This window comes from Shewanella sp. S1-49-MNA-CIBAN-0167 (assembly GCF_040310145.1).
In the GTDB taxonomy this organism is placed as follows: Bacteria; Pseudomonadota; Gammaproteobacteria; order Enterobacterales; family Shewanellaceae; genus Shewanella; species Shewanella psychromarinicola.
This window is the reverse complement of sequence record NZ_JBEOPO010000026.1, coordinates 20,436-46,176: the sequence shown is the minus strand read 5'-3', so window position 1 is coordinate 46,176 and position 25,741 is coordinate 20,436. Positions and strand designations below refer to the sequence as shown.

Below are 25,741 nucleotides of genomic sequence, written 5' to 3'. Positions count from 1 at the left end.
TTTTGGTCATGCTAATTCAATTTCGCATTGTAGATTAATTATTTTAACTTGTCTTATTAAACTGTTTTCATGTTGATCTAAAAGTTGTTTTTCCATAATCTAATTTGTGTAAATGTTTGAATAGTATCTATTTCTTTTTCTTTTAGTTGGGCCGCAATTGCGTTCTGAGTCTCATGTAGGTGGCAACGTAAAAAAGGATTGATGGCTTTTTCTGTGCCTATTGAGCTCGGAATAGTAGGTTTTTTTTGTGCTCTTAATCGTTTGACCTTGTCTGCATAATCAATTAATTGCTGATTATTTGGTGTGACATGTAGCGCAAATTTAAGGTTTGCCTCGGTATATTCATGGGCACAATACACTTTGGTGCTATCGGGCAGCTGTGCAAGCATTGAAAGTGATTTAAGCATTTGTTCCGCGGTTCCCTCAAATAAACGTCCGCAGCCCGCGCTAAATAAAGTATCACCACAAAACAGGCTTTCCTGTAGATAATAAGCAATATGTCCTAAGGTATGTCCCGGAACCGCCATTATGGTTATTGGATCGAGATGGGGAACATTGAGAGTGGATTGTGATCCAACGTTAAGAGGATGAGTTAACGCTGCAATTTTTTCATTATCAGGACCATATACATTAAGCGCATGCTTGAAATGTTGCTGTAACATTTCAATACCGCCGGTATGATCAGCATGATGATGAGTGATTAAAATTCCGACTAATTTAAGATCTGTTGTTGAGATATAATCAATAACACTTTGACCACAGCCAGGGTCAACGACGTAAGCATAGCGACTGTTTTCTTGATGAATTAACCAAATATAATTATCGTTAAATGCAGTAATAGTATGAACGTTAAGCATGATCTTACTCAAGTGATGATTGACTATCAGTTAGGGTAACGGATATCGTGAGACAATACCAAATTCATGGGTTATCGGGTAACACTTCGGCCATTTAGTGTGATGTCACGACATCACTGGATTGAAGGCACCGTTATCCTAGGTAACCGCTTCCTTGTTGTCTTGTTTGATAAAGGCGTCACTATTATTTCAACCATGAGTGAACTAAAAAGCTTGATTGACTCTGAGTGATAACAACGTTAATCATGTTGGTATAGTGTTAATTTATGCCATGTTAGACAGTATTAATGATCGGTAGCTGAAAATTAAATAAGCTATGGTAGAGTTGACTCAGTAAATCTGACATTTTTAAAGTTGGCGGGCTCCATGTTAAAACCCCATATTTGGCAAGACTTACCTTTTGGTGAATTGTTACAAGCCGAGATAGAAGCTAAATTAGCACCTTGGTGGCCGCGCATATTTGGCTATCATTTACTTAAAGCAGGGGCGTTAAGCAGCCAGCTAAACAGTCTACATTGCAATATTGCACGACACTTTAGTGTTTATGACGGTGCGGATGCCAGTATTCAGGCCGATCCTCATCATTTACCGGTACAGCAAAGTGCCATTGATGCTGTGCTAAGTTGTTTTTTACTGGAATTTGAATCGGATCCCTATCAAATTTTACGTGAATTCGATCGGGTGCTCATTAGCAGTGGTTATATTTTTATTGTTGGGTTTAATCCTATCAGTCCAGCTTTTATCGGCAAAATCCTGCCAAAATATCAAACTCAATTACCTTGGAATGGGCAATTTTTTATGCCATCAAGAGTTAAAGATTGGCTCGGATTACTGGGTTATCAAGTTTTAGCGGATGAACGCTTAATGTACCATTCGTTATTAGGGCAAAGCGGTGTCAATATGCCTTATCAAGCCAACAAACCTCAACAAACACCATGGTGGCAAAAAAGTATTGCTAATTGGTTGCCCAGTACCGGCAGTGTCTATTTAATCGTGGCTCGAAAAATGACCACACCGCTTACGCCAATAAAAGATAAATCAAAGCTAAAAGCACCTAATTGGTCAACCGCACCAACAGCAGGCCGCACTGGATTAACTCATACCCAACGTATTAAAAAACCATTGTTAAAACCGACAAAATATTAGCAATACATAAATCATAGTTAAGCCATTACTCTGGCTTATAACCCGTATCGGCTTGTTGAGGCTTAGCTTCGGCGGCTTTTCGAGCCAATACGTCACAACGCTCGTTTTCAATATGGCCTGCATGGCCTTTTACCCAGTGCCAGTCAATTTTGTGTAATTGACTGGCCGCATCTAAACGCTTCCATAAATCGACATTTTTGACCGGTTGTTTGGTTGAGGTTATCCAACCCTTTTTCTTCCAACTATGGATCCAAGTCATAATGCCTTGACGCATGTACTGGCTATCACTGGTTAAAATAATATTACATGGTTCATATAAAGCTTCTAAGGCAATAATCGGGGCTAAAAGCTCCATGCGGTTATTGGTCGTTAATGAGAACCCATCGGCTATTTCATGGTGTTGATGTTTATATTTCATTACCACGCCATAACCGCCAGGTCCGGGATTTCCTAAGCAAGAGCCATCAGTAAAGATATTCAGCTGTTTGAGTTCGGCCATCAAATTGTTACCATAGCGAAATATTCGCGCCAGTATACTCAATTTATACCAAGGCGAGGGCTGAATGAGTAAAAAATATGAACATAATTTCCAGTGCTAGTCGTCAAGTCATTCTCGATACCGAAACAACCGGTATGAACCAAGCTGGTGGGCCAATACATATTGGTCACCGAATTATCGAAATTGGTTGTGTTGAAGTGATTAATCGTCGCTTAACGGGTCGAACGTATCACCAATATATTAATCCTGGTCAAGCGATTGATGAGGAAGCTATTCAAGTTCACGGTATTAGCAATGATCGTGTTGCTAACGAACCGCGGTTTCACCAAATAGCGAAAGATTTCATCGATTTTATCGATGGCGCTGAAATTGTGGCTCATAACGCCAGCTTCGACGTGAGCTTTATGGATCATGAGTTTTCGAAACTCAATCCTATCGGGCCGAAAACCAAAGATATTTGCAGTATTTTAGACAGTTTGGCGATTGCGAAACGTTTACATCCAGGCCAAAAAAACAATCTAGATGCACTGTGTCGACGTTATGGTATCGATAACGGTCGCCGTACGTACCACGGCGCGTTACTCGATGCAGAAATTCTTGCTGATGTTTACTTAATCATGACGGGTGGACAAATTAAGTTTAATTTGTCTAATGAAAAAGCAGGCTATGAAGCTGGCGGAATAAAAAAAATCGATCCAGTTGCGTTTAATCTTAAAGTCGTCGGTGCGTCTGCCGATGAAATACTATTACATGAACAACGACTTGATCTCATTGCGAAGTCAGGTAAATGTCTCTGGAGAGGGTAAACCAACCTTATATGATTGCCACTCGCACCGGTTATCTTGCAATTGCTTGTTTATTTTCGCTTGGTCTCATCATGGCTTGGCAACCTTATGCCCAAGCTTCAATGGTCATAGCATCCCAAGCTGCAGAACTTAAAAATCGTTTTCGAATCGATCATATGGTTGATAATCTAACCTTGGTGATTCAACGCACCTATGGTTCTGCTCCTGTGGTGGTGATTTTACCTGATGGCAGTAAATGGTATTCAAATCGTCATCCCCAGACCGTAAAATGGGTGGATGGTCTTGCTGCCGATATGATTTATATCGAAAAGCCGATGCCAGGGCCTTGGCAGTTACTCGGTAATGTGGTCCAAGGCTCGACCATCAAAAAAATCTCTAAGTTGGACATTGAGGTACAACCCTTGCCACAACCCCTATATCAAGGGGAAAGGCTGAAAGTGACCGCTAGACTCTTGGGTGATAAGTTAACCATGAGAATGCCGGGTTTAGATTACATGGTTGAGTGGACGGCTCGTTTTACCAGTGAGCGCCTTGCTAGCGATAATAATTTTGCAACAGGAACCATTATTGTTGGCGCGTATCAAGACAATGGTGAAAAGTTAGATGAAGTGCCAGACGATGGTATATTTACCGGTAACCCTAATTTACAACAACCCACCGGCCATTATGTGCTCAATGTCACTGCACGAAATGATGTGTTCGAACGCGAATATGTGATGCCTTTTGAGCTTTCGCCACAACCGATAAACGTTAAAATGGAGCCCAATAGCGACCCATTAAAAGACATATGGCAAATACAATTATCGGTTGATGAATCTGTTGTTTTGTTAGCACAAACTCATTTTGAGTTTGAATTAGTGGGGCCTGCCGGGTTAAAACTGCCGATCACATTGCAAACCGTGACCAGTCCAGATCAAATTTTATATCTACCTAAAGTGACCAAGTTTGGTAGTTATCGGGTTAAAGGTTATGTGGTGTCGACAACAGTCGATGGCCGTGAAATCGTCCTTAATTTACCAGAAATGTTTTTCAATTTAATCGAACCGGCTGCGCCTGCGCCAACAGCCCAAGCGCTGGCTGAAAAAGCGGCCATTCAGGCTGCCATTGAAGAACAAGTGGCCAAGGATAATGCCATGTTTTGGATTATTACCATTAACGGGGTACTCTTTTTAGTCGGCGTTGTTGGTTTGGTGGTGTGGCGTAAAAAGCAGACATTGGCAAAGGCGATGGCAGCGGCAGAACAAAGGTTAAACAAAAATCGAGTCGATGAAGATAAGCCCAAAGACAGTATTCTTCAAAGCGTCGACTTAGATGATATTGATTTGAGTATCCCAGACGATAAAACCTAAGCCGCCAACTCGAGTATTGTTTTACCAAATATTAGCGGCTGACAATGGACAATATGTTTTGTGTCTATCTAGCACTCCGTGAAAGGTTAGGACGCTTTATTAGAGATAGTCGGTCTATCACAAGTATCGAAGACAAATGTGTAGTCCCATAAGCTCCGTCAAAATAAGACTAAAATCTCTACATCACGATAGACGTTTTTGCTTTAACACCAACAGCAGCAGTAGCTCAGTTGGGCCCACAATGTGATTTATATTGTTTGGCCCTAATTCCATGAGTGAATTCCATTAGTGAATTCCATTCGTGGTTTTTTCGCTTCATTATTAATGGGCCGCGGTCTGTCACTAAGGGCTCTGCGGGGTCATTCATTTAAAAATCAGTGGCAGATTGGTAATGCTTCAAAAAAGTGTTACTAACGTATGAGGATGCCACGACTTAACCAAACGTAAACTTGATTTTTTTAGCACGCCTCTGGTGTCAATTAGAATGCGAAACTAACATTGAGCTCCAATGAGCGGCCTGCACCGGCTATTGGTTCAAAGCCGTTACTGCTGTCTGCTTTGTATTGTGCAACACTGACACCGCCCAGCGGCAATTGATAATAGTCATCGAGTAGGTTGTTCACTGCGATGGTCATTGTCACATCTTGCCATTGAATACTGCTGCTTAAGTTAAGCCGTGAGTAACAGTCTGTTGAGTTTTCTAAACGCTGACTATCAACGCGATCTTTGCTTGCAACCCATTGCCAGCTAACACTATTTTGCCAATCCCCCCGTTCTTGCTGTAAAGCCAACTCAGTTTGCAAAGGCTTTATTTGATATAAGGGCTCGTTACTGTCATTTCTTTCCCCGCGAGTCGCACTGACATTAGCGACCATTAGCCACTTACCACTGCTGTTTTCTGCTAGTTGATATTCAGCATCCATACGTGCGCCAAACAGGGTGGCGTCAACATTGGCAAATTGTAAAATATTACGCCGAGTATTGGCCATTGTGGTTTTGTTAAAATGACCTACCACATCGGCATCGATATAGTCTTTAATGGTGCTATACCAGGCGGTTGCACTAAAAGCTAAATCGTCTTGTACCAGCTTGTATGCTGCACTTAAGGTATGTGCCGTTTCGGCGCTAAGATCAGGATTACCAATATAGCCATTTGCATCACCGTACCAACCAATCATAGTCGTGGCCATGGTGCTTTGACCCCAGCTATAGCGTTCATATAAATTAGGCGCGCGGCTCTTTCTCGCTAAGCCTAATTCAATGACTTCGGTATCACTCAATTGATAACGCGCAAGCAGGGTAGCGTCGATAATATTGTCATTGCGCTTACGATAAAGGTCATTGAACTCGTTAGCTGCGGTAGCATTCACATTTGTCATGCCCATCATGCTCATGGTGTTGTAGGGTTGTACTTCACCTGTGCTTGTTGACACATATTCATAGCGTACACCAGCCGACAGCCACCAACGACGATTTAAGGTTTGCTGCCATTCACCATAAAGAGCTGCGCGTTGACGCTTGCCGTCATTAATATTGATATAATCATTGGGCCCCATCATGGTAGAACCATTAATAGCAGGCCAAGTATCATCAAGTTGATAAACATAATATTCTTGCCCAATCAGCAAGGTACTGTCTGAACTTATGGGTAATAGCCAATGCAGTTGGTAGCTGTAATCTTTACCTGTGGTTTCCATTGGCATCATGCCGATTTTTTCGTCAGTAAAAAATCCCATTTCATGTTCAACACTGTGCCAATTGACTTGGGACGTGAACAGACCTTCGTTATCGAGTTGCAATTGATAGCGGGCTAAAGCGCCATAACTGTCATTGTTAGTCATGTCCATATATTGGTTGGCAAAACCTTGATAAGGAATATGCTGATGTGTGAGTTTAATGGCAATTTGTTGGCTATCGTCTTGCCAAGCTGCGGTTAAGGCATGATTTTGTGATTGGTATAGCGTGTCTAATACTTTATCGCCATGACCATCGGTATAGCTGTTTGCATCTTCAAATGAGCCTTGATAACTAACACTGAGTTCTTTGCTTGCTAGGGTCGCATTGACACCAGCTAAAAAGGCGTCGCTAGCGCTGCGATAACCTGCAGCCACATTACCGCTGTGCCATGTGACCGTATCGCTATTCGCAAAAATGGGATTTAAGCTACTGATTTTTATCACACCGGCAATATTATCGCCGCCAGCACTGACAGGAGATACCCCCGCGACCACCTGCGCAGAACTGATTTGATTTGCAGACACATAGGAGAGCGGCGGATTCATGTGATTGGCACATGATGCGGTAATGTCGCTGCCATCAATAAGTATCTTAATGCGATCGCCCATCATGCCATTTAAAATAGGTAAGGCTGATACGCCACCGGCTTGTGAAAAATCGACGCCTTGTTTTTTGAGTAGATTTTCTGCTGAGCCTAACAGGTCTTTATGTGCAGTTTGTTGTCCGTGTACCGTGACGTGTTCAATGCGAGAGCTATCTTGTGCAGTGTACTGCTTAGCTATCACTTGTGGCGTAATGGCAACACTGATCGCCAATGCGATTGATGAGTAAAGCCAAGGAGTATTGCTTAATACATTAAGTGTTTGCTCAGTCGATTTTGTCAAAACGATCACCTTTTTCGGTCAAGGATATGTACCATTGATGAATGCTATTAATGGTACATATGAGATTTGAAAAAATTATAACCTGCTAATAAACTTAATAAATGCGGCATATTGTCGCACCTTTGTTTAAACTTGCGTCATAGGATGAGTTAATATTTTAATGACACATGAGTCAGGCTATCCACTACGCCGATAAGTGATGATATTGGTACTATTTACACATTAAGGTCTTGTTATTTTGATACAAGCTTGCTTATACTGGCGGACATCTTGTCGGAGTGCCATTATGGCTGAGACCGTTTATTCGGGATCCGTTGAACCTGATCAGGCTAGAACCTGCGAAGGAAACAAGCGTAATAATCATGATTATTGAGGAAGATAAATAAAGTATTAACAACAGAATAAGTGATGCTTAATCCCGGGTCTATTTATCGGTTTTGATATCCTGTTAGGTTATTATTTTACTATTTTTTACATATGATTATTAACGTGAACAATAGCGTTTGTATTGTTCACTGCTGCTATCAACACCTCTCCAGACAAGCAACTCTACTCTTAATAATGAGGTTGCTAATGTCAAATCCAAACCGTCGTCAAACTCGAGCTAACGCTCAACAATTTATAGATACCCTTAAACCGTTACAACACCCTAATTCTGAAAAAGTCTATTTACCCGGCAGCCGCGCGGACATTAATGTTGCTATGCGCCAAGTTAATCAATCTGATACCGTGATGGGTGGCAGCGATGCCGAGCCCATCAAGCAAGCTAATCCGCCTATTATGGTGTACGACTGTGCCGGTGCTTATTCTGATCCCCGAGCCAATATCAACGTCCGCCAAGGTTTGGCTAAAATTCGCCAAGCTTGGATTGATGAACGTGCTGACACCGAACAATTATCCGCAGCAAGTTCTGGTTTTACGCAGCAAAGACTCGCCGACGATGGTGTAGACCATTTACGTTTTGATGCTCTTGTTGCCCCGAAACGCGCTAAAACAGGCAAATGTGTGACCCAAATGCACTATGCTCGCCAAGGCATTATCACCCCAGAAATGGAGTATATTGCCATTCGTGAAAACATGGCTCGCAGTGAGGTTACAGACAGTGTACTGACTCAAAAAGCACCTGGGGAAGCTTTTGGCGCGCATATCGGCCAGTTAATTACCCCTGAATTTGTTCGCGATGAAGTGGCTCGAGGTCGAGCGATTATTCCGCTTAATATTAATCACCCAGAAACTGAACCTATGATTATTGGGCGTAACTTTTTGGTTAAAGTGAATGCCAATATTGGCAATTCAGCAGTGACATCTTCAATTGAAGAAGAAGTTGAAAAACTGGTGTGGTCCACTCGTTGGGGCGCAGATACGGTAATGGACTTATCGACAGGGCGCTATATTCATGAAACGCGTGAATGGCTTATTCGTAATTCTCCAGTGCCTATTGGCACAGTCCCCATTTATCAAGCATTAGAAAAGGTTAATGGGGTTGCTGAAGATCTTAATTGGTCAGTGTTTAGAGATACCTTAATTGAACAAGCTGAGCAGGGAGTGGATTATTTTACTATCCACGCCGGCGTGTTATTGCGTTATGTGCCGATGACGGCTAAACGCTTAACCGGTATTGTGTCGCGTGGCGGTTCTATTATGGCTAAGTGGTGTTTAAGCCACCATAAAGAAAGTTTCTTATATGAACATTTTCGCGATATTTGCCAAATTTGTGCTCAATATGATGTGTCGTTGTCATTAGGCGATGGCATGCGCCCCGGCTCTATTGCCGATGCCAATGATGAAGCCCAATTTGCAGAATTAGCAACCCTAGGTGAGTTAGTTAAAATTGCATGGCAATATGACGTGCAAACGATTATTGAAGGCCCTGGTCATGTGCCGATGCAGCTGATTAAAGTCAATATGGAAAAACAATTAGCCCATTGTGACGAAGCGCCATTTTATACCTTAGGCCCACAAACCACCGATATTGCTCCTGGTTATGATCATTTCACCTCGGGGATTGGTGCTGCCATGATGGCCTGGTACGGCGTGGCAATGTTGTGTTATGTCACCCCCAAAGAGCACCTGGGTTTACCTAATAAAGATGATGTAAAGCAAGGACTCATCGCGTATAAAATTGCTGCCCATGCGGCAGATGTGGCTAAGGGACATCCTGGGGCTCAAGTGCGAGATAACGCCTTATCAAAAGCACGTTTTGAATTTCGCTGGGAAGACCAATATAACTTAGGTCTTGATCCTGATACCGCACGGGCTTATCACGATGAATCATTACCGCAAGAGTCAGCTAAAGTGGCCCATTTTTGTTCGATGTGTGGACCCAAATTTTGCTCAATGAAAATCACCCATGAAGTGCGCGAATATGCCGCTAATCTTGAGCAAGCACAAGCGCTTAAGATTGAAGTTGCTTCAGCTAGCGCTTATCAAAGCCACCCTCTAGATCAACATTCAGATCAAACTCAAACCTTGAGCCAAACTGAGGCGATGGCGCAAAAGTCGGCGGAATTTAAAGCCGCTGGATCGGCGATTTATCATGAGGTTAAACCGGTTGTAAAAGCCGATATCGACTTAACGGCTGAGGTTGAATAATCACTATGAATTCAACGACGCTTGTCAGTGAATACATAACGCCAACACCACCTATTGTTTGGACTATAGCCGGTTCAGACAGTGGTGGTGGGGCTGGTATTCAAGCTGATTTATTAACCATGCAGGATTTATCGTGTCACGGGTGTAGCGTGATAACCACCTTAACCGCGCAAAACTCCGTTAGTGTAAGCCTGGTTGAGCCTGTTTCTGAACCTATGCTATTGGCACAATTTGCGAGTTTACTGGCTGACTTACCGCCAGTTGCGATTAAAATCGGACTGTTGGCATCCCAAGCTCAGGTAGACCTATTGGCGGAGTGTTTGACTCAAATGCGAATGACGCGAAAGATTAGGCCGTTTGTGATACTTGATCCTGTGATGGTCGCCAGCAGTGGTGCTAGCTTTAATCCTATGGATCTCGATTTTAGTCCTCTTATTGGCTTAATTGACTTATTAACCCCTAATCAACATGAATTACGCCGCTTATGTCGTCATTCCGTTTTGGCACAACATCGAACTGATGAGATAGATGTTGAACCGCCTGTTGAGTCATCTAATAGATCATCTATTGAAATAAACACCGTTAGCACTTTGCAACAGCAGATGATCAACAACGCTAAGTGGTTATCAGATAGCTTTAACTGCCATGTACTCGCCAAAGGAGGTGATGCCCTGTGGCAGCACCAATTTGCGATAGATATTTATGTGAGTAAAGCCGTAAAGGGCGCCAGTATTGCCCACGATAATGCATCATTTACATTAACCAGTCCGCGGATAACCTTGAGCAATAATCATGGCAGTGGTTGTACATTATCATCTGCTATTGCATGCTTTATCGCCCATGATTTGGTGGTGCATGACGCTATCGTATTGGCAAAAGCTTATGTCAGTAAAGGCTTAGCATTAGGCTTCTGTCCTGGGCAAGGTGCTGGTGTGTTAGCCCGAACGGGTTGGCCCGATGATCTAGAGGTTATGCCGTTAATCAACTTAATCACATCAGGCAATCTAGCTCAAGCTTTTACGGTTAAGCGCGCGGCGCATAATGGCTTTACAGGCTTGCTTCAACCGTTAGGTATTTATCCCGTTGTTGATGATCTTAATATCCTAAAACAACTGCTAGTAGTAGGTTGCAAGACAATCCAATATCGCACTAAGCTCGATCCAGATGCAGACTGTCAGCCGCGATTACCACTGGAAAACAATATCATCACTGCGATTAAACTGGGTCGCGAGTTTCATGCTCAGTTATTTATCAATGACCATTGGCAATTAGCGCTTAAACACGGTGCTTTTGGGGTTCACTTAGGTCAAGAAGACATGGCAAGTGCAGATTTAAGCGCGATTGCCGATGGTGGACTTGCATTAGGCTTATCCAGTCACAGTTATTTTGAAGCCTTGTTAGCCCACCAGTATTCACCATCCTATATTGCCCTCGGGCATATTTTTGCCACCACCACTAAAAAAATGCCATCAGCCCCCCAAGGGGTCAATAAGCTGACTCGTTATGTCAGCTTATTTTCGCGTCATTATCCAACCGTAGCGATTGGCGGAATCAATCTCAGTAACCTTGCGTTAATTGCTAAGACAGGGGTGGGTGATGCTGCGGTTGTCAGGGCTGTGACCACTGCTGTAGATCCCGCCAAGGCTTATCTAGCCTTGCATCACAAATGGCTACAGCTTACACGGTCGTTACCGCAAGTGAATTTATCTGCGGAGGGCGTATGAACACTTTATCTGATAGGCACTATATCCAGTACTCGCGCACCATGTTACTGAGCAATATAGGGGAAGCGGGTCAACTTGCCATTATGAATAGCGCGGTGGTGATTGTCGGCGTTGGTGGATTAGGCCATGTAGTGGCGCATTACCTCGCGGCAGCAGGTGTTCAGCACATGCTGTTAATTGACCACGATGTTGTTGAGTTATCAAACTTACCAAGGCAACTGTTGTTCACGGCCGCAGATATTGGCCAAGCAAAAGTCAAGGTTGCAAAAAAGGTGCTAAGTGCTGCTTACCCTGAGATCAACATCGATGTGCTAGCGGGAAAAGTCACGGCCCAGCATTTTAATAAGCTTGCCAAGCAACAGATGAGTAAAACCGTGGTGTTTGACTGCACTGATAATGTCAGTGCTAGGCAGCTTATTAACCAAATGTGTGTTGAGCATCAATTGACACTGGTTAGTGGGGCGATCAGTGGTTATCAAGGACAAGTGTTTTGTATTGATTTTTCATGTTCAGGCTCAGATTCAGACCCATATTCAGACCCAGGCTCAAATTCACCATGCGGTTGCTATCGTTGTTTATATCCACTTGATATGGACATGGCGCAAAATTGTACCCAAGCAGGCGTGCTTGGGCCTGCTGTGGGTATTATTGCCAGTATGCAAGCGCTGGTGGGCATACAACATATCAGTAATACCTTTACCCAATACGGTATTTTACATCATTTTAATGCTAAGGATTTACGCTGGCAGCATGCCAATATGACTCGAGACCCAGACTGTGAAATGTGTCATCAGCAGGCATTAACTCAGCATGCGGAGCAGCCTAATGACACATATTGATAGCCACTCTCAGATAACGTTGCAACTCAATGGGGTCGAACAAATCGTTCGGGCTAATTTGAATGTAGCCGAATTATTGATTTTATGTGATTTACCCACTCAGTCTGTTGCCATCGTCGTCAATGATAGTGTTGTACCACGAAGCCGTTGGATGCATATATTGTGTCAAGCGAACGACAATATTACGGTCTTTTCTGCCGTTGCTGGAGGTTAATAATGTTGACGATAGCCGATCATCAATTCTCGTCGCGTTTATTTACCGGAACGGGAAAGTTTGCAGATCACAACACTATGTTACAAGCGATAGCCAGTTCGGGGTCGCAGTTAGTGACTTTGGCCATGAAGCGTATCGATTTAACACGCGGCCATGATAATTTACTCGGGCCATTGCAAAGTCTGGGGGTAAAATTACTGCCCAATACTGCTGGGGCGCGTAATGCAAAAGAAGCTATTTTTGCCGCTGAGCTGGCTTATGAAATGCTCGGTACTAAATGGATTAAACTCGAAATTCATCCCGATCCTAAATATCTACTGCCCGATCCCATTGAAACACTGATAGCGGCCCAATACTTGTGTGAGCAAGGCTATATTGTTATGCCTTATGTGCATGCCGACCCTGTGTTATGTCGGCGACTAGAAGAAGTCGGTTGCGCCGCAGTCATGCCTCTTGGCAGTCCCATTGGCAGCAACCAAGGCTTAGCGACGGAAACCTTTTTACGCATCATCATCGAACAAGCCACTATACCAGTGATAATCGATGCTGGAATTGGCGCGCCATCACAAGCTTGCAGGGCCATGGAAATGGGCGCCGCTGCAGTATTGGTTAATACCGCGATTGCCAGTAGTGCTTATCCTCAGAAAATGGCCAAATGCTTTGCTGATGCGGTTGCTACCGGAAGACAAGCATATCTTGCCGGATTAGGCGCAGTAAACCATCACGCTGATGCGACAAGCCCATTAACGGCTTTTTTGACTGATTCATCAATAAAGGTACCAATCCCGACAGCTCATATTATGAGAGATTCAACATGACGTATTCTACGGTCTTTTCGCAATTGGCTCCCGATGCGTTATCGATGAAGCTGTATTCGACTACCGCCAAAGAGGTCGAGTTAGCGTTACGTAACCCTAGCGGCAATATAGACAGTCTTTTAGCGTTATTATCGCCGGCGGCAATGGCATATATTGAACCAATGGCGCAGCAAGCTGCCCAGCTTACACGGCAACGATTTGGTGCCAATATTGGTCTTTTTTTGCCTTTGTATTTGTCTAACCTGTGCGCTAATGAATGTGATTATTGTGGTTTTAGTATGAGCAATAAGGTCAAGCGTAAAACGCTTACTCAGGAAGAGTTAGCCGCAGAAATTGCGATTATTAAACAACGAGGCTTTGATTCGATATTATTGGTGTCTGGCGAGCATGAAACCAAAGTTGGAATGGGATATTTTGAGTCGATGTTACCGATAGTTAACTCGGCTTTTAATTACGTGGCGATGGAAGTTCAGCCGCTGGATACTCATCAGTATCAACGTCTAGGACAGTTAGGGGTCGATGCCGTTATGGTGTACCAAGAAACTTACCGGCCACACACTTACGCTAAACACCATACTCGCGGTAAAAAACAAGATTTCATTTACCGTTTAGATACCCCAGACCGAGTGGCAAAAGCGGGGATTGATAAAATTGGCTTAGGGGTGTTACTAGGACTCGATGATTGGCGATTAGATGCATTACTCATGGGCTTTCATCTAGATTACTTAGAGAAAACCTATTGGCGCAACCGATACAGTATCTCGTTACCTCGTTTACGCCCCTGTACTGGCGGTATTACGCCGAAAGTTGAATTAACCGATGCAGGCTTAGTACAAATGATTTGTGCATTTAGATTGTTTAATCCGCAGCTTGAAATCAGTTTGTCGACTCGCGAGCTACCGTCGTTGAGGGATAATTTACTCCCTTTAGGCATTACCCACATGAGTGCAGGAAGCTCAACTCAACCAGGTGGTTACATGACACCAGACAGTCAGCTTGACCAATTTGAGATCAGTGATAGTCGCTCTGTTGAACAAGTTGTTACTCAAATGAAACTACGGGGGATTAATCCCGTATGGAAAGATTGGGAGATGGGTTGGGTTAAAGGCTAAAATATAGGTTAGTTGTGTTTGAAAACTATACATATTAGTCGATTTAGCCCATACTAAATCGACTTTTTAGGATCAGGAGCGGTTATTATGCAAGTTCAATCAGCGTATGCATCAGGTGTACAAGGATTGCAAAGTGCTCAACAAGGTTTAGCCCAAGCGACAACATCTGTTGCAATGCCAGATCAACAAAAACCGGCGGTGCCTAGCTCATCGACACAAGAGACTGTGACATTAAGCTCTCGTGCTGTTGGACAAACAGATACCACAGCGGCCTTAGTGTCTGCGACTGAATCATCCAATCAAGCTCAAGCATCCTCGAAAGTGATTGAAGTGGCATCTGAGACAGTTGGTAGCTTGATTGATATCCAAGTGTAATCATGAGTGCGTTAATGGTTTCCGCTAACACAGGGTCAGTTATCAATGCTGCCCAAATAAACCATCGCAATTCATTATCCGCACCAGAGGCTCAAACGACTGGCTCTCAAGCAACTAGCTCTCAAGTAAGTAGCACTAAAATAAGTAGCACTAAAATAAGTAGTTCTAAAATAAGTAGCACTCAAACAAATAACGCTCAAATCAATAACGCTCAAGTCAATACTACCCAAGCGATAACAACTAAATCCATAGACACCCAATCTGCAGCCGTTCAGTCTAATTGGGTTAACAATAGTTTGGTTAACAATAGTTCGCTTAAATCCAGCTCTAACTCAATTCAAGCAGCGGCTACATCGACATTTAACGCGTCAAAAGACCTCAAGGTTAATTTACCCAGTACGGATACTCAGCCGGGTTTTTCGTCTAGCATCTCAGACAAAAATGACATTCAGTCTAAAAAAAACGTCGGTGCTGATCCACTCCACAGTTACCATTTTAAAAGTGGCCCACTCAATCTGGCTGGTGTATTGAATCGTTCACAAACTCAAGTGCCGGCTCCGGGCGTTGTTGCACCAACATCAGTTGGTACAGGGATATCAACCAGCACGAGTAAAAGTGATACGGCTAATACACAACAACCAGCGGTTAATCATATTAATAAGCCATCGGTCAGTTCAGCTACACCCATAAATGACACTGCGGGAACTGCATTGTTAGATGATTCCAAAGCAACTGCAGAGCCTCAAGCATCAAACACCCAAGATGAGGCCGCAGCAAAACAAGTTGAGCAAAAGGTAGCAACAAAACAACAGCAAATAGAGCGAGCTGAAACAATACAGATCGACCAACTCACGCAGCGAGATACCGAGGTTAAAACGCACGAAAAAGCCCACGCAGCAATAGGTGGCAGTTTAGCCCAAAGTCCAAGTTATCAATATGAAAAAGGCCCAGATGGGCGTCGCTATGTTGTCGATGGTGAAGTCAATATTGATGTGTCGACCGTAGATGGCGATTCCCAAGCAACGTTAAGTAAAATGCAGAAAGTGTATGCAGCAGCAATGGCCCCTGTGCAACCGTCAATGGCGGACATTCATGTTGCGGCGCAAGCATTAAAAAACATCAATGATGCAAACCAAGAGTTAATTCAACAAAGCCAACAAAACACTGGGTCTACACAAAAAAGTCAAAATACCTCTGAGTCCGGTAACCTTTTTACGGCCTCAGATAATCAGTCAGGATCCACTTCAATAACTCATTCCCACAATCCTATCACGCCTAATAGCCGTACTTTAACGATAAATGACACCCTTGGTGCCGATGAGACTAATATGAATTTATTATCCTCCAGGCGGCCATTATCAGCAGAGCAGGGCCATCTTACTGTTGCAAATGAAACGGTTGTAAAGGGTACCCATAAGGCTGAAATAAACTCAGCTCGTCAAATCGAAATTTACGTGTAATACCCACCTTTATCTATGCCTCATCAGGTATTAAGTTAACATTCGCTAAGCCTAGAAAAGCTACCATGCTGAGTGGTTAGATTATGTTGCGTATTGTGAGTCTATTGCAAGTCAATGCAACATAAGTAGCTGAACAAGTGGCTGTTTGATAACCGTTTATTATCCCGACCGAGGTTAACTAGATTAAAGTGACATTTAGACTTACTTAATGGGAAGAAAACATCTTCTGCTGATAATTAATCATTAAATGGTAAATTATGTTGTTTTAAAATTAAGTTTTCTAATAATTTACAGGCCGGCCCTTGCTGATCGCGATTCGGTATTACTAAGTTAAGCATTATTTTTCGCTGATAACTGCCGCGCAAATGTAATCGGATGAGTTGTTTATTAGCAATTTCTTGTTCGACTAAAAAACTGGGTATCCAGCAAAAACCTATATTACGTGCCAAAATTATTTTTGCTTCATGAAAGTTAGATACGGTCCAACGCTGTTCTGCTTTTAACCAACCAATATCATTGGTGGCATTTATTCCTGTATCTTTAATCACAATTTGCAAGTGCTGGGCTAATTGCTTGTCATCTTCAATTAACGCGAGTTGTGACAGTGGATGCTCGGGATGACACACAAGTTCAAAACTTAATTCACATAACGGTTCAGCAATATGGCCTTTAGGGGGGGTGGCACAGATAGCAATATCGACCTGATTATTTTTTACTAATTCATGAGTGCCTGAAATCACCGAATCAATAATCGTTACACGAGTGCCGCGACTTTCAGGTAAAAATGCTGTTAATGATCCAACAAGATCGTCCATCGGATAAACAATCTCTCTGGCAATGGTTAGGTTAGGTTCCCAACCTTGGCCTAAATTGCTGGCTAATTGTTCAAGCTCTTCAACCGATTGAGTTAAATGACGGGAACGACGCAGTAATACTTCACCTTGTTCAGTTAAATAGGCTTTGCGGCCTTTTACTTCGAGTAGGTTAATGCCTAATTGGTGCTGTAACTTGGACACGGCATGGTTGAGTGACGATTGGCTTTTATTGAGTTTCTCTGCTGCCTGCGCATAGCCTCCAAAATCAACGACTGCTTGGACGATCCGCCATTGCTCTAGCGTTGATTTTGCTCGGCTCATTAAGTGTTCTCTTTACAGGTGACAGAAATTGAAGGAAAAAACCATAACATCTTTTTATGTAAACAAGACAAATGGGGCACATTTGTCTTCAATATATACAGGTCTTATTTAGTGTAATTTAGTATCACTCGCAGATGCTTTAGGCTTAACTAATTTAGGTAGATGTTTCTTAGTACTAGCAATATCATTTAAATATGGGCCTTTATGTAATGTGTCAGGCCAATCTAGTAACATCATTGCCAACACATTTCTGTGTTCGCCGCTGGATAAGTCCGCTTTACCATGAGGTGATAGGATCATCATAGTGTTTGGATCGTAGGCTGCAATGACATGTTTTTTCACTTTATCGACAACAGGATTTGAACCATTGCCAGTGATCAAGAAACTAATACCCACTTCAGTAATAATATCTTCTGTAGTGTCCGTTAAAATACGATCGATATTCTTTTCGAAGTAATCTAAAATCCACTGATGTTCTTTTGGATCAACTGGGTATTGATAATACCCGCTGGCTGAAAAAATAAAGTGAGTCATGCCATAAATTTTATTTTTGTATTGGCCTTTTTCAAGCTGATCATCTTTGCTGTTTGGGTATGTGTTAATAAAGGCCTTTTTGTAAGCCTCATAATAGTCGCCAACACCAATTTGTTTCGCCCAGTACACATAGTTTATTAATTGTGCAGCCCAAGCTTGGATCATCTGTTTATCGGTTAACGCGGGTGCTAAGTTGGCATTTTTTAGGGTTTTTATCATTAAATCATGACAAGGTCCGGTAAAGCCAAACTCATCGACACGGCTGGCATAACGTAATAAGACATTGCTATACAACATAAAGTTAGGGTAGGGGGCGATGGCTTTTTTACGTGCTTGGCCACGTGGGCCGTTACCTAATTTATCCACTGCAATTTTTGATTCACTTTTAATAAAACCTGGTTTATCCAGATTACAGGAATAATAGGCTTGGCGTTCAGCAATGGTGAGTAGGTCGATTAATGACCCGTTGGCATATTTGGTTTCACCCGTCATACGGAATTGACGAATGGCATAATGTCCTTGGACTCGTGGGGGTAACGAATAAAGATTGGTCTCTAAATTGGCTTTAATCCCATGATAAACTTGTTCAGACGTTAAATTATGAGCTACTTTTTCAACGGGCTTTGTTGCGAAAACCACACTACTAAACAACGTAGCTGACAATAGTAAGTACCAGAGTGCTTTACTCTTGTGTAGTACCAGCATGTTTAAATCTCCTGATGAGTGAATGTGGGTCAATCGGTGGGCCAATAAGCTGCTCAAGTTTATCGTTTAAGGTTAAATCTGTTTCGTTGACAACTAATAAATTAAATATATCCCTGGTCGATATTGTAGGGGGGGTCTGGGCAATGACTAATTGAGCCAATGCAGTTTGCCATAGAGGAAGATAATGATTAATGCCTTCATTAGCAATAGCTTGATAACTATATATTGCATCAGTAGCATTAGGCCATGGCTGGCCAAAACTTTGTTCAAATTTGTCTGATAGTTGCTGATTATAAGCTAACCAAATATCTTGATCAGTCCGCTTCAAATCACCTTCATACTGATAAAATGCCAGCGCGACTTTTGCTCTAAATACCCACAGTTGTTTCTGGTAATTTGCGGCGAGTTCGCTACGTTCAGACTGTAAGGGCAAGCTAAGTTGCTGCTTAATGTAGTGAACTAACCATTGCGTTGCAATAGCATGGGCATCGCTGTTTTGGCCTCGATGGTTGAGAAAATAAAACTGGCCACCTTGAGCTAAGGATACTATTGCTTGGCTCAAGGCGTTAATTAATTCGTGTTGTTGTGTTGTGCGAGTTAATTGTTGTGGAAAACTGAGCACATATTGACCAAATTGATGACCAACCACAGTTTGTTTTATCAGTTGACCATCTACGTTGACACCAGGTTGTAACTTACCTGGTGGGTAGGTAAAAATCTCACCCAATAATCTTTGTTGATGCCAAACTCGAATAATTTGCGTGTCACTCAAGGCCCTATGTTGACTATCATCAGTGGAGGGATCTTTGTCTATAGTCGATTTTTCTACAATGATTAGCTCAAACTTGAGATCTAAAGGCTTAAGGCTTTGCAATATTTGCTGTAAAAATGCATTCGCAGTTACCGTATCCATGTTCGATGATTTACTGGCACGGCCTAAAGCTTGGGCAATATTCCATGGCGCGATATTTAGATTGGTTGTTTGCTCGGCTAAAAATTGCGCTAATAATAGAGGGGTTAAACCATGAGATGACAGCTGTGCCTGTGCTGTATTGCCATATTCTTGAAGCATTGCATGCTGCTGTTGCAGTTGATGGATCAATGCCAGTGCAGGGGCTTGTTGGTCTTTAGTTCGAACTTGATAGGCGAGCCAGGCTTGTTTTCTGCAGAGTTCATTAGGTTGTTTAATTAAATACTTGGCAATACTAATATCGATATTGGTAGTACTTTCATGCTTAATTGCTTCATCAGTATTGGCTGCATTGGTTAATACACAATCTTGCTGATTAAATTGCAATGTAAATTGCCGCGATGACAATGCTTGATTAATGCTGGCCTGGGCGCTGTGCAGTTTTGACTTTTTGATTAAAGTCCATTGCGACCGTTTTATCGCAACTAAACGTTGTGCAAACTGATTATAAGGTGGTGCAAGGTGTTGTAACTGATCGATTAGGGATTGGGTTTTCGGGGCTGTAGCTAAAGCATAAAATTCATCGGCAAGGTGGAGTTGGCACCATAATAAGCCTTGTCTACTGAGGTTATCATTGGCAAAAGGGCGGTAGTATTGAATTCTGTCGTTGATATTATTTAACGCAATTGTGCGTTTTTCAAATTCAACAGCTTGTTGTTCAAACGACTGAAAAGTGACAAGGCTATCTTGTCCTAAGTCAGGTTGATATTGTAAGCACTGTTCAATGAACAGTGCTAATGGACCCGCCACCGCGTTTGAGGTGGCTAATAGATTAAAAAATAGGGTTGCTACAAAAATGCTTTTTAGCATAAGCCACACGTTCCTCAACTGACATTGCTGAGCTTTTCATCGCTTCAACATGCTTAAGTCGAGGTAACATCCCTCTACCATTGGCAATTTGAATGGTTAAACCTGGGCGAGCATTTAATTCAAGTAATAATGGGCCTTTGTTTTTATCTAACACCATGTCAGTACCTAAATACCCTAACTCACACATTTCATAGGCACTCGATGCCGTATGAAGTAAAGTTTCCCAATGAGGAACTGTGATGTCCGACAGAGGGAAGTGAGTATCAGGATGTTTATCAACGGGTAAGTCAAATTGCACTGCATGTAAACTGTTTCCGGTGGCGATATCTAAACCCACACCCACAGCGCCTTGGTGTAAGTTTGCCTTGCCATCAGATGCTGAAGTCGATAAACGTAACATTCCCATGACAGGAAAGCCTTTAAACACAATTAAGCGGATGTCAGGGACACCTTCATAGCTTAGGCCTTCAAACACCGGATCAAATTCAATTAACCCTTCTACAATCGCGACATCTGGCTTACCACCCAGTGAAAATAATCCACTTAAAATATTTGATACATGACGATAAATTTCGCTATGCGTCACTTCATGACCATTGGACTTGTAATAACAGCCATTGCTCACTCTGGTGATCACCATAATGCCTTTACCGCCAGAACCTTTTGCCGGTTTTATCACAAAACCGCTACGGTCTAGGACCATAGCTGGAATTTCTTGGATTTTATGTTGTTGGTGAACAACCCCAATTAAATCGGGAACCGCAATGCCATTAGCCAGCGCAAGTTGTTTAGTAATCAGTTTGTCATCAACGCGCTTATAAAACTTGCGCTGATTGTAACGACCAATATAGCTAATATTGCGCCTGTTCATGTTGAGTACACCGCTACGGCTCAATTCCCAGGGCCAGGCGTACTTCATTATTGCTCTCCAACTAATGGTTTAAAGCGTTTTAGCTCAGTTAAACGGTAACCAGTGTACTGGCCCATCACTAATACCAAGGCTAAGATCACTAAATGAATACCCAAGAAGTTAAATACCCAATATTGGACTATTTGATTGTCCATGGCTAGGTATGCCAATGTTGCTACAAACAAGCTGCCGCCACCTGAGACAAAGACTTTATTAGGGCCTTCTTCTTCCCAGAGAATCGACATACGCTCAATGGTCCACGCTAGGATGATCATTGGGAAGAAGGTTACAGTGAGTCCTTCATTTAAGCCTAATTTGAATGAGATTAAGGTAAATAACCCAATAATGAAAATCACCACAATAATCACCGCCGATATTCGGGAGATCAGTAGTAAGTTGAGGGTCGACAGATAGGAACGGATCATTAATCCACAGGCTATAATCAGTAAGAAACCAATTAAGCCTGTTAATAAGGTGGTTTGAATAAAGGCCATGGCAATCAATACCGGCATAAAAGTACCCGATGTTTTGATGCCGACAATGACGCGCAAGAAAACCACCACTAATACCCCAATAGGAATTAATAGAATGCCTTTAAAGGTGCTTTGTTCTTCAAGCGGTAACTGATACAAGGAAAAGTCCCAAGCATCGTCATTCATCATCATGTCAATAGAGGTTGCCAATGCGGAGCGAGTATCCTTTAACATTGAGAAATTCACTAATGAATTAGTCCCCCCCATAACATCAAGCACTGAGTGTCCGGAATATTCCCATAACACTAGCGTATTATCACGGCCTTTCTTGTTGTTTGGAACGTCAAAAAGTATCCATTCACCATCATTATAAATCTGAACGTATGATGTGAGCTGCTGACGACGTCGTTGATCTTCGAGTTGCAAACCATTAATGATCCGTGCCGGCACGCCTTTTGAGTGCAACATATGCACAAACAAATTTGTTGAGGTGTTGGCTGATAACAACAACGCCATATTTTGGCTTTGATCATTATCATTAATTAAATTCATTAACTGCTGTGCAAAAGACAAGTTTGTTGCACTGCGGATCCATACTTCTTCAATTATTTGGTCTGCTGCTGATTTTTCTGTTGCAGGCCATAAATAAGGTTCAGGCGTAAGGGGTTCTTCATCTGTTTCAATATTGAGTTTGCCTGTTGGGACTAGCGTGACTCGATAATACAGTGCTTGTGGGCCTGAAGCTTCGCGAATTGACCAAACGGCACGGCGATTATCGGTGTCAGCGGAAATATTTAAGCCATAACCTGATGACGAAGCATTCTCGACCAATATGTCAAAGGCAGGATCGTTAGGTAATGAAAAATTAACTTCGGCGGGTTGGTTTGTACCATTAAAACTGACCTTGGCATCTATGGCCCAACTTTGCACTTGTTCACCCGGTAAAAAAGGCACATTGTGCTCAATACCACGGTAAATACTGGCACTTATCCCTGCGATAAACAGCAGTACAACGAATATGTAAAACGGTTTACGAGAATGCATTACGGATCCTACTTAATTAACGTGGTAATTTGGTTTTTAGCTTTGCCATGAATGTACATTTGGCCCACATCAACAATGGCAATGTCTTTCATAAACTTGCGACCTAGTAATAAAGGATAATCTAGGTGGCTTCGATCTGTTAGGTTTAATTCTGTTTCAGCGGAATATTTACCTATTTTTAAATGGGCATGGATAACGGGACGACGATCATTACCGGTATCAACATCTTGTTTAATACGAATGAAGTGTTCAACTTCTGATTCAAACGTATTGCCAGGTTGATCAAACCCATTAGTCATTACGTCAAAACGAACCCATTGTTCGCCTTCTCGTTCAAATAATACAATATTGCGCGCATCTAAAGATGATGACTCTGCACCGGTATCGATACGGGTCGCAAACTTGACTTTCAATTCATCAATAAAGACACTTTCGACTTCACCGAGTAGAAATTTTTCACCCATAATGCTTTCTGGGCATTGTTTAACCTCGGCCATCTTTGGCATTGGTGGTTGAACCATAATCGTTTCCGATTTTTGTCTCATCGCAGTACTTACCTGAGTCTTCAGTTTTCTGATTTCGGTGGAAAGCGCGCTAATGTCGTTTGTCTGTTGGCTATTATTTGAATTAATTGCATCAATAATAACGGTTTGCGAAACTTGCAGACCGTTATTAAAATCAGCATTGGTGAGCGGAGGTGTTATCGGTTTTTGAGTGACGCTGCAACCTGCGATGAGGGCCGCTACAACGGATAGAGCAATTACCTGCTTTAACATGTCAATTCCTGTTGAATAGTATTATTTATACCAAATCGTGGTTAGGTTGGTTTTTCGTCGCAATAATGATCGCCCTTTTAGGCGCAGGATAACCTTCTACGGTTAAACTCACATCATTTGGATCGAGATAATCAACTAGAGATTCATTTTTCATCCACTGGGTGCTGCGTTGTTCTGCTAATGAGGTGATATCAATGTCAACACAACGAATATCGGTAAACTCGCATTTTTCTAACCATAACATTAAGGCGGCAACTGAAGGCAAAAACCAAACGTTGTTCATTTTTCCATATCTATCTTGTGGAACCAGTACCGCATTTTCATCGCCATCGATCACCAGAGTTTCAAGTACAAGTTCACCACCGACTCGCAGTTGGTCACGTAATTGTAGTAAATGATCAATGGGTGAGCGACGGTGATAGAGCACGCCCATTGAAAATACAGTATCAAAGGCATCTAAAGCCGGTAACTCTTCAATGCCAAGAGGCAGTAAATGCACTGGGTGCTGATTACCTGCGATTCGTTTTAGGGCTTCAAATTGGCATAAAAATAATGGTGAAGGATCTATCCCTACTACGCGAGAGGCTCCCGCACCATACATCCGCCACATGTGGTAACCACTTCCACAGCCCACATCTAAAACGGTACGATTATTTAAAGGCGAAATAAACGCTTTAACTCGATCCCATTTCCAATCACTGCGCCATTCAGTATCAATTTGGATACCATGTACTGAAAAAGGCCCTTTGCGCCACGGCTGAAAAACGGCTAATAAATTAGTCAGTTTCTCTACTTGACCAGGGCTTAATTGTTCTCCACTGCCAATGGTTACGCTGCTAGTAAAATCAACTTGATCAGGTTGTGGGTAATGTAATTTATTGAGAACCTTTTCCCATTTAGGCAAATTGCCGTGTTTATGATCTCGTTGCCATTGCCCCAAAATTGCCGGTAATGTTTCCAGCCAATGTTGCAGGTTTGAATCGGCAATATCTTTGTAAAAAGAGCTAAAATTGATCATTTAATCGCTACCATAGATGCAAAGTTAAAACATTGAAACCAGACTGAAAAGTGCGAAAAACCATTTTCAGTAAAACGCTGTTCATGTACATTCAAGCTATCTGGGCGCATCACGTTTTCTAACGCACTGCGTTTTTGACTTATTTCGAGTTCACTATACCCATTTGCACGCTTAAAATCTAAATGCTGTTGATCCAGTAATTGATGTATATGATTATCTTCAAAAAACAACTTCTCTGAAATGACTAATATACCACCAGGCAACATTCCGTCATAAATGCGTTTTATCAAGGCATCACGATCGTGAGTAGGCAAAAATTGTAGGGTAAAGTTTAGCACTACCATCGATGCTTTATTAATGTCTACATCTCTTATATCAGCGCACAGCAGGTTAACTTGAATATCACTCACATAAGCCGCGAGATTTTCGGTACAACGTTCAATCATTGATTGGCTGTTGTCTACCGCATAAATCTGGCATCCTCGTCCTTCAATCTGGCGACGAATACTTAATGTTGCCGAGCCTAACGAACTGCCAAGATCGTATATATTGCTTTGAGGTGTGACAAATCGATTAGCAAAATCACCTATGGTATTGATGATTTGTGCATAGCCAGGAACAGAGCGGCGGATCATGTCATTAAAGACACCTGCAACACGTTGATCAAATTGAAAATCTGCTATTTGGTTTGTTGCATTAGCGTATATCGTATCTTGTTGAGAGTTCATGAGTTGCAATGTGAAAAAATTAAGTTTGTATTTTAGCTAATCATGGTGAACCACAGCAAGTATCTAACGGGCAATTTATGAGTTTTTTTTCAAATAGATCACGATGATGTCAATAAGATAGGCTTAAACTGCTTATTTTTGCTGGCATTATGTACAATATGTTCAAAAATTAATTTCTATTCATAAAATTAGCACGACACAAGCTGGAAAAATGATATTATTTAG

Annotated in this window: 22 protein-coding genes and 1 riboswitch; of the genes, 11 read left to right on the top strand and 11 right to left on the bottom strand. The window is 42.3% G+C overall.

Features of this window, described 5'->3' with window-relative positions:
- Positions 1–77 precede the first annotated feature (77 nt).
- Positions 78–857 carry a hydroxyacylglutathione hydrolase gene (gene gloB / locus AAEZ00_RS13235; protein ID WP_124013033.1) on the bottom strand — a complete coding sequence of 260 codons (780 nt, stop codon included), beginning with the start codon at positions 855–857 and terminating at the stop codon, positions 78–80.
- Between the two features lie 366 nt (positions 858–1,223).
- On the opposite strand from gloB, the gene AAEZ00_RS13230 reads away from it, so the two are divergent.
- Entirely contained in the window at positions 1,224–2,003 is a 780-nt protein-coding gene (locus AAEZ00_RS13230) for a methyltransferase domain-containing protein (protein ID WP_124013034.1), read from the top strand.
- 25 nt (positions 2,004–2,028) lie between these two features.
- Here the strand turns inward: AAEZ00_RS13230 and rnhA are convergent, their stop codons facing one another.
- On the bottom strand, positions 2,029–2,502 hold the full coding sequence (gene rnhA / locus AAEZ00_RS13225; RefSeq protein ID WP_124013035.1) for a ribonuclease HI: 474 nt from the start codon (positions 2,500–2,502) through the stop codon (positions 2,029–2,031).
- 77 nt (positions 2,503–2,579) lie between these two features.
- Between rnhA and dnaQ the strand changes: the two genes are divergently transcribed.
- Positions 2,580–3,308: a DNA polymerase III subunit epsilon gene (gene dnaQ / locus AAEZ00_RS13220; RefSeq protein WP_101031066.1), complete on the top strand. Its 729-nt coding sequence runs from the start codon at positions 2,580–2,582 to the stop codon at positions 3,306–3,308.
- A 71-nt stretch (positions 3,309–3,379) separates the two neighbouring features.
- Positions 3,380–4,657 carry a TIGR03503 family protein gene (locus AAEZ00_RS13215; RefSeq protein ID WP_233768678.1) on the top strand — a complete coding sequence of 426 codons (1,278 nt, stop codon included), beginning with the start codon at positions 3,380–3,382 and terminating at the stop codon, positions 4,655–4,657.
- A 479-nt stretch (positions 4,658–5,136) separates the two neighbouring features.
- On the opposite strand, the gene AAEZ00_RS13210 is transcribed toward AAEZ00_RS13215, so the two are convergent.
- Positions 5,137–7,278, bottom strand: coding sequence for a TonB-dependent receptor (locus AAEZ00_RS13210; RefSeq protein WP_124013037.1), 2,142 nt, complete (start codon positions 7,276–7,278; stop codon positions 5,137–5,139).
- Positions 7,279–7,542: 264 nt separating this feature from the next.
- Positions 7,543–7,642, top strand: a riboswitch (TPP riboswitch).
- 209 nt (positions 7,643–7,851) lie between these two features.
- Here AAEZ00_RS13210 and thiC point away from each other — a divergent pair.
- The 8 genes from thiC (at position 7,852) to AAEZ00_RS13170 (ending at position 16,412) form a co-directional block, all read left to right on the top strand.
- Positions 7,852–9,870, top strand: coding sequence for a phosphomethylpyrimidine synthase ThiC (thiC, locus tag AAEZ00_RS13205; protein WP_351088742.1), 2,019 nt, complete (start codon positions 7,852–7,854; stop codon positions 9,868–9,870).
- 5 nt (positions 9,871–9,875) lie between these two features.
- A complete protein-coding gene (locus AAEZ00_RS13200; protein ID WP_124013039.1) occupies positions 9,876–11,594 on the top strand; it encodes a bifunctional hydroxymethylpyrimidine kinase/phosphomethylpyrimidine kinase in 1,719 nt (572 codons plus the stop codon).
- Positions 11,591–12,433 (top strand): HesA/MoeB/ThiF family protein, encoded by an 843-nt coding sequence (locus AAEZ00_RS13195; RefSeq protein ID WP_164839475.1) that lies wholly within the window; start codon positions 11,591–11,593, stop codon positions 12,431–12,433. Before AAEZ00_RS13200 ends, AAEZ00_RS13195 begins: the two co-directional genes overlap by 4 nt.
- Entirely contained in the window at positions 12,420–12,647 is a 228-nt protein-coding gene (thiS, locus tag AAEZ00_RS13190) for a sulfur carrier protein ThiS (RefSeq protein ID WP_124013041.1), read from the top strand. Before AAEZ00_RS13195 ends, thiS begins: the two co-directional genes overlap by 14 nt.
- Positions 12,648–12,649: 2 nt before the next feature.
- Positions 12,650–13,465 (top strand): thiazole synthase, encoded by an 816-nt coding sequence (locus tag AAEZ00_RS13185; RefSeq protein WP_124013042.1) that lies wholly within the window; start codon positions 12,650–12,652, stop codon positions 13,463–13,465.
- On the top strand, positions 13,462–14,577 hold the full coding sequence (gene thiH / locus AAEZ00_RS13180) for a 2-iminoacetate synthase ThiH (RefSeq protein WP_124013043.1): 1,116 nt from the start codon (positions 13,462–13,464) through the stop codon (positions 14,575–14,577). Before AAEZ00_RS13185 ends, thiH begins: the two co-directional genes overlap by 4 nt.
- 87 nt (positions 14,578–14,664) lie before the next feature.
- Positions 14,665–14,952: a chemotaxis protein gene (locus tag AAEZ00_RS13175; RefSeq protein WP_101031084.1), complete on the top strand. Its 288-nt coding sequence runs from the start codon at positions 14,665–14,667 to the stop codon at positions 14,950–14,952.
- Positions 14,953–14,954: 2 nt separating this feature from the next.
- Positions 14,955–16,412 carry a putative metalloprotease CJM1_0395 family protein gene (locus AAEZ00_RS13170; RefSeq protein ID WP_351077517.1) on the top strand — a complete coding sequence of 486 codons (1,458 nt, stop codon included), beginning with the start codon at positions 14,955–14,957 and terminating at the stop codon, positions 16,410–16,412.
- A gap of 236 nt (positions 16,413–16,648) precedes the next feature.
- Here the strand turns inward: AAEZ00_RS13170 and AAEZ00_RS13165 are convergent, their stop codons facing one another.
- The 8 genes from AAEZ00_RS13165 to cmoA form a co-directional block, all read right to left on the bottom strand.
- The gene (locus tag AAEZ00_RS13165) at positions 16,649–17,548 is read right to left on the bottom strand and encodes a LysR family transcriptional regulator (RefSeq protein ID WP_124013045.1); all 900 of its coding nucleotides are present in this window, start codon (positions 17,546–17,548) and stop codon (positions 16,649–16,651) included.
- 108 nt (positions 17,549–17,656) lie between these two features.
- Positions 17,657–18,787 carry a DUF3541 domain-containing protein gene (locus tag AAEZ00_RS13160; protein ID WP_124013046.1) on the bottom strand — a complete coding sequence of 377 codons (1,131 nt, stop codon included), beginning with the start codon at positions 18,785–18,787 and terminating at the stop codon, positions 17,657–17,659.
- A complete protein-coding gene (locus AAEZ00_RS13155; protein ID WP_124013047.1) occupies positions 18,765–20,567 on the bottom strand; it encodes a hypothetical protein in 1,803 nt (600 codons plus the stop codon). The genes AAEZ00_RS13160 and AAEZ00_RS13155 overlap by 23 nt, the downstream gene beginning before the upstream one ends.
- The gene (locus AAEZ00_RS13150; RefSeq protein ID WP_101031094.1) at positions 20,530–21,486 is read right to left on the bottom strand and encodes an alpha-L-glutamate ligase-like protein; all 957 of its coding nucleotides are present in this window, start codon (positions 21,484–21,486) and stop codon (positions 20,530–20,532) included. The genes AAEZ00_RS13155 and AAEZ00_RS13150 overlap by 38 nt, the downstream gene beginning before the upstream one ends.
- Positions 21,486–22,994 (bottom strand): UUP1 family membrane protein, encoded by a 1,509-nt coding sequence (locus tag AAEZ00_RS13145; RefSeq protein ID WP_351088741.1) that lies wholly within the window; start codon positions 22,992–22,994, stop codon positions 21,486–21,488. Before AAEZ00_RS13145 ends, AAEZ00_RS13150 begins: the two co-directional genes overlap by 1 nt.
- Positions 22,995–23,002: 8 nt before the next feature.
- Positions 23,003–23,770, bottom strand: a complete 768-nt coding sequence (locus AAEZ00_RS13140) for an ATP-dependent zinc protease family protein (RefSeq protein ID WP_351077504.1) — start codon at positions 23,768–23,770, stop codon at positions 23,003–23,005.
- A 25-nt stretch (positions 23,771–23,795) separates the two neighbouring features.
- Positions 23,796–24,788: a tRNA 5-methoxyuridine(34)/uridine 5-oxyacetic acid(34) synthase CmoB gene (gene cmoB, locus AAEZ00_RS13135; RefSeq protein WP_124013051.1), complete on the bottom strand. Its 993-nt coding sequence runs from the start codon at positions 24,786–24,788 to the stop codon at positions 23,796–23,798.
- On the bottom strand, positions 24,785–25,516 hold the full coding sequence (gene cmoA, locus AAEZ00_RS13130; protein WP_124013052.1) for a carboxy-S-adenosyl-L-methionine synthase CmoA: 732 nt from the start codon (positions 25,514–25,516) through the stop codon (positions 24,785–24,787). The genes cmoB and cmoA overlap by 4 nt, the downstream gene beginning before the upstream one ends.
- Between the last annotated feature and the right edge of the window lie 225 nt (positions 25,517–25,741).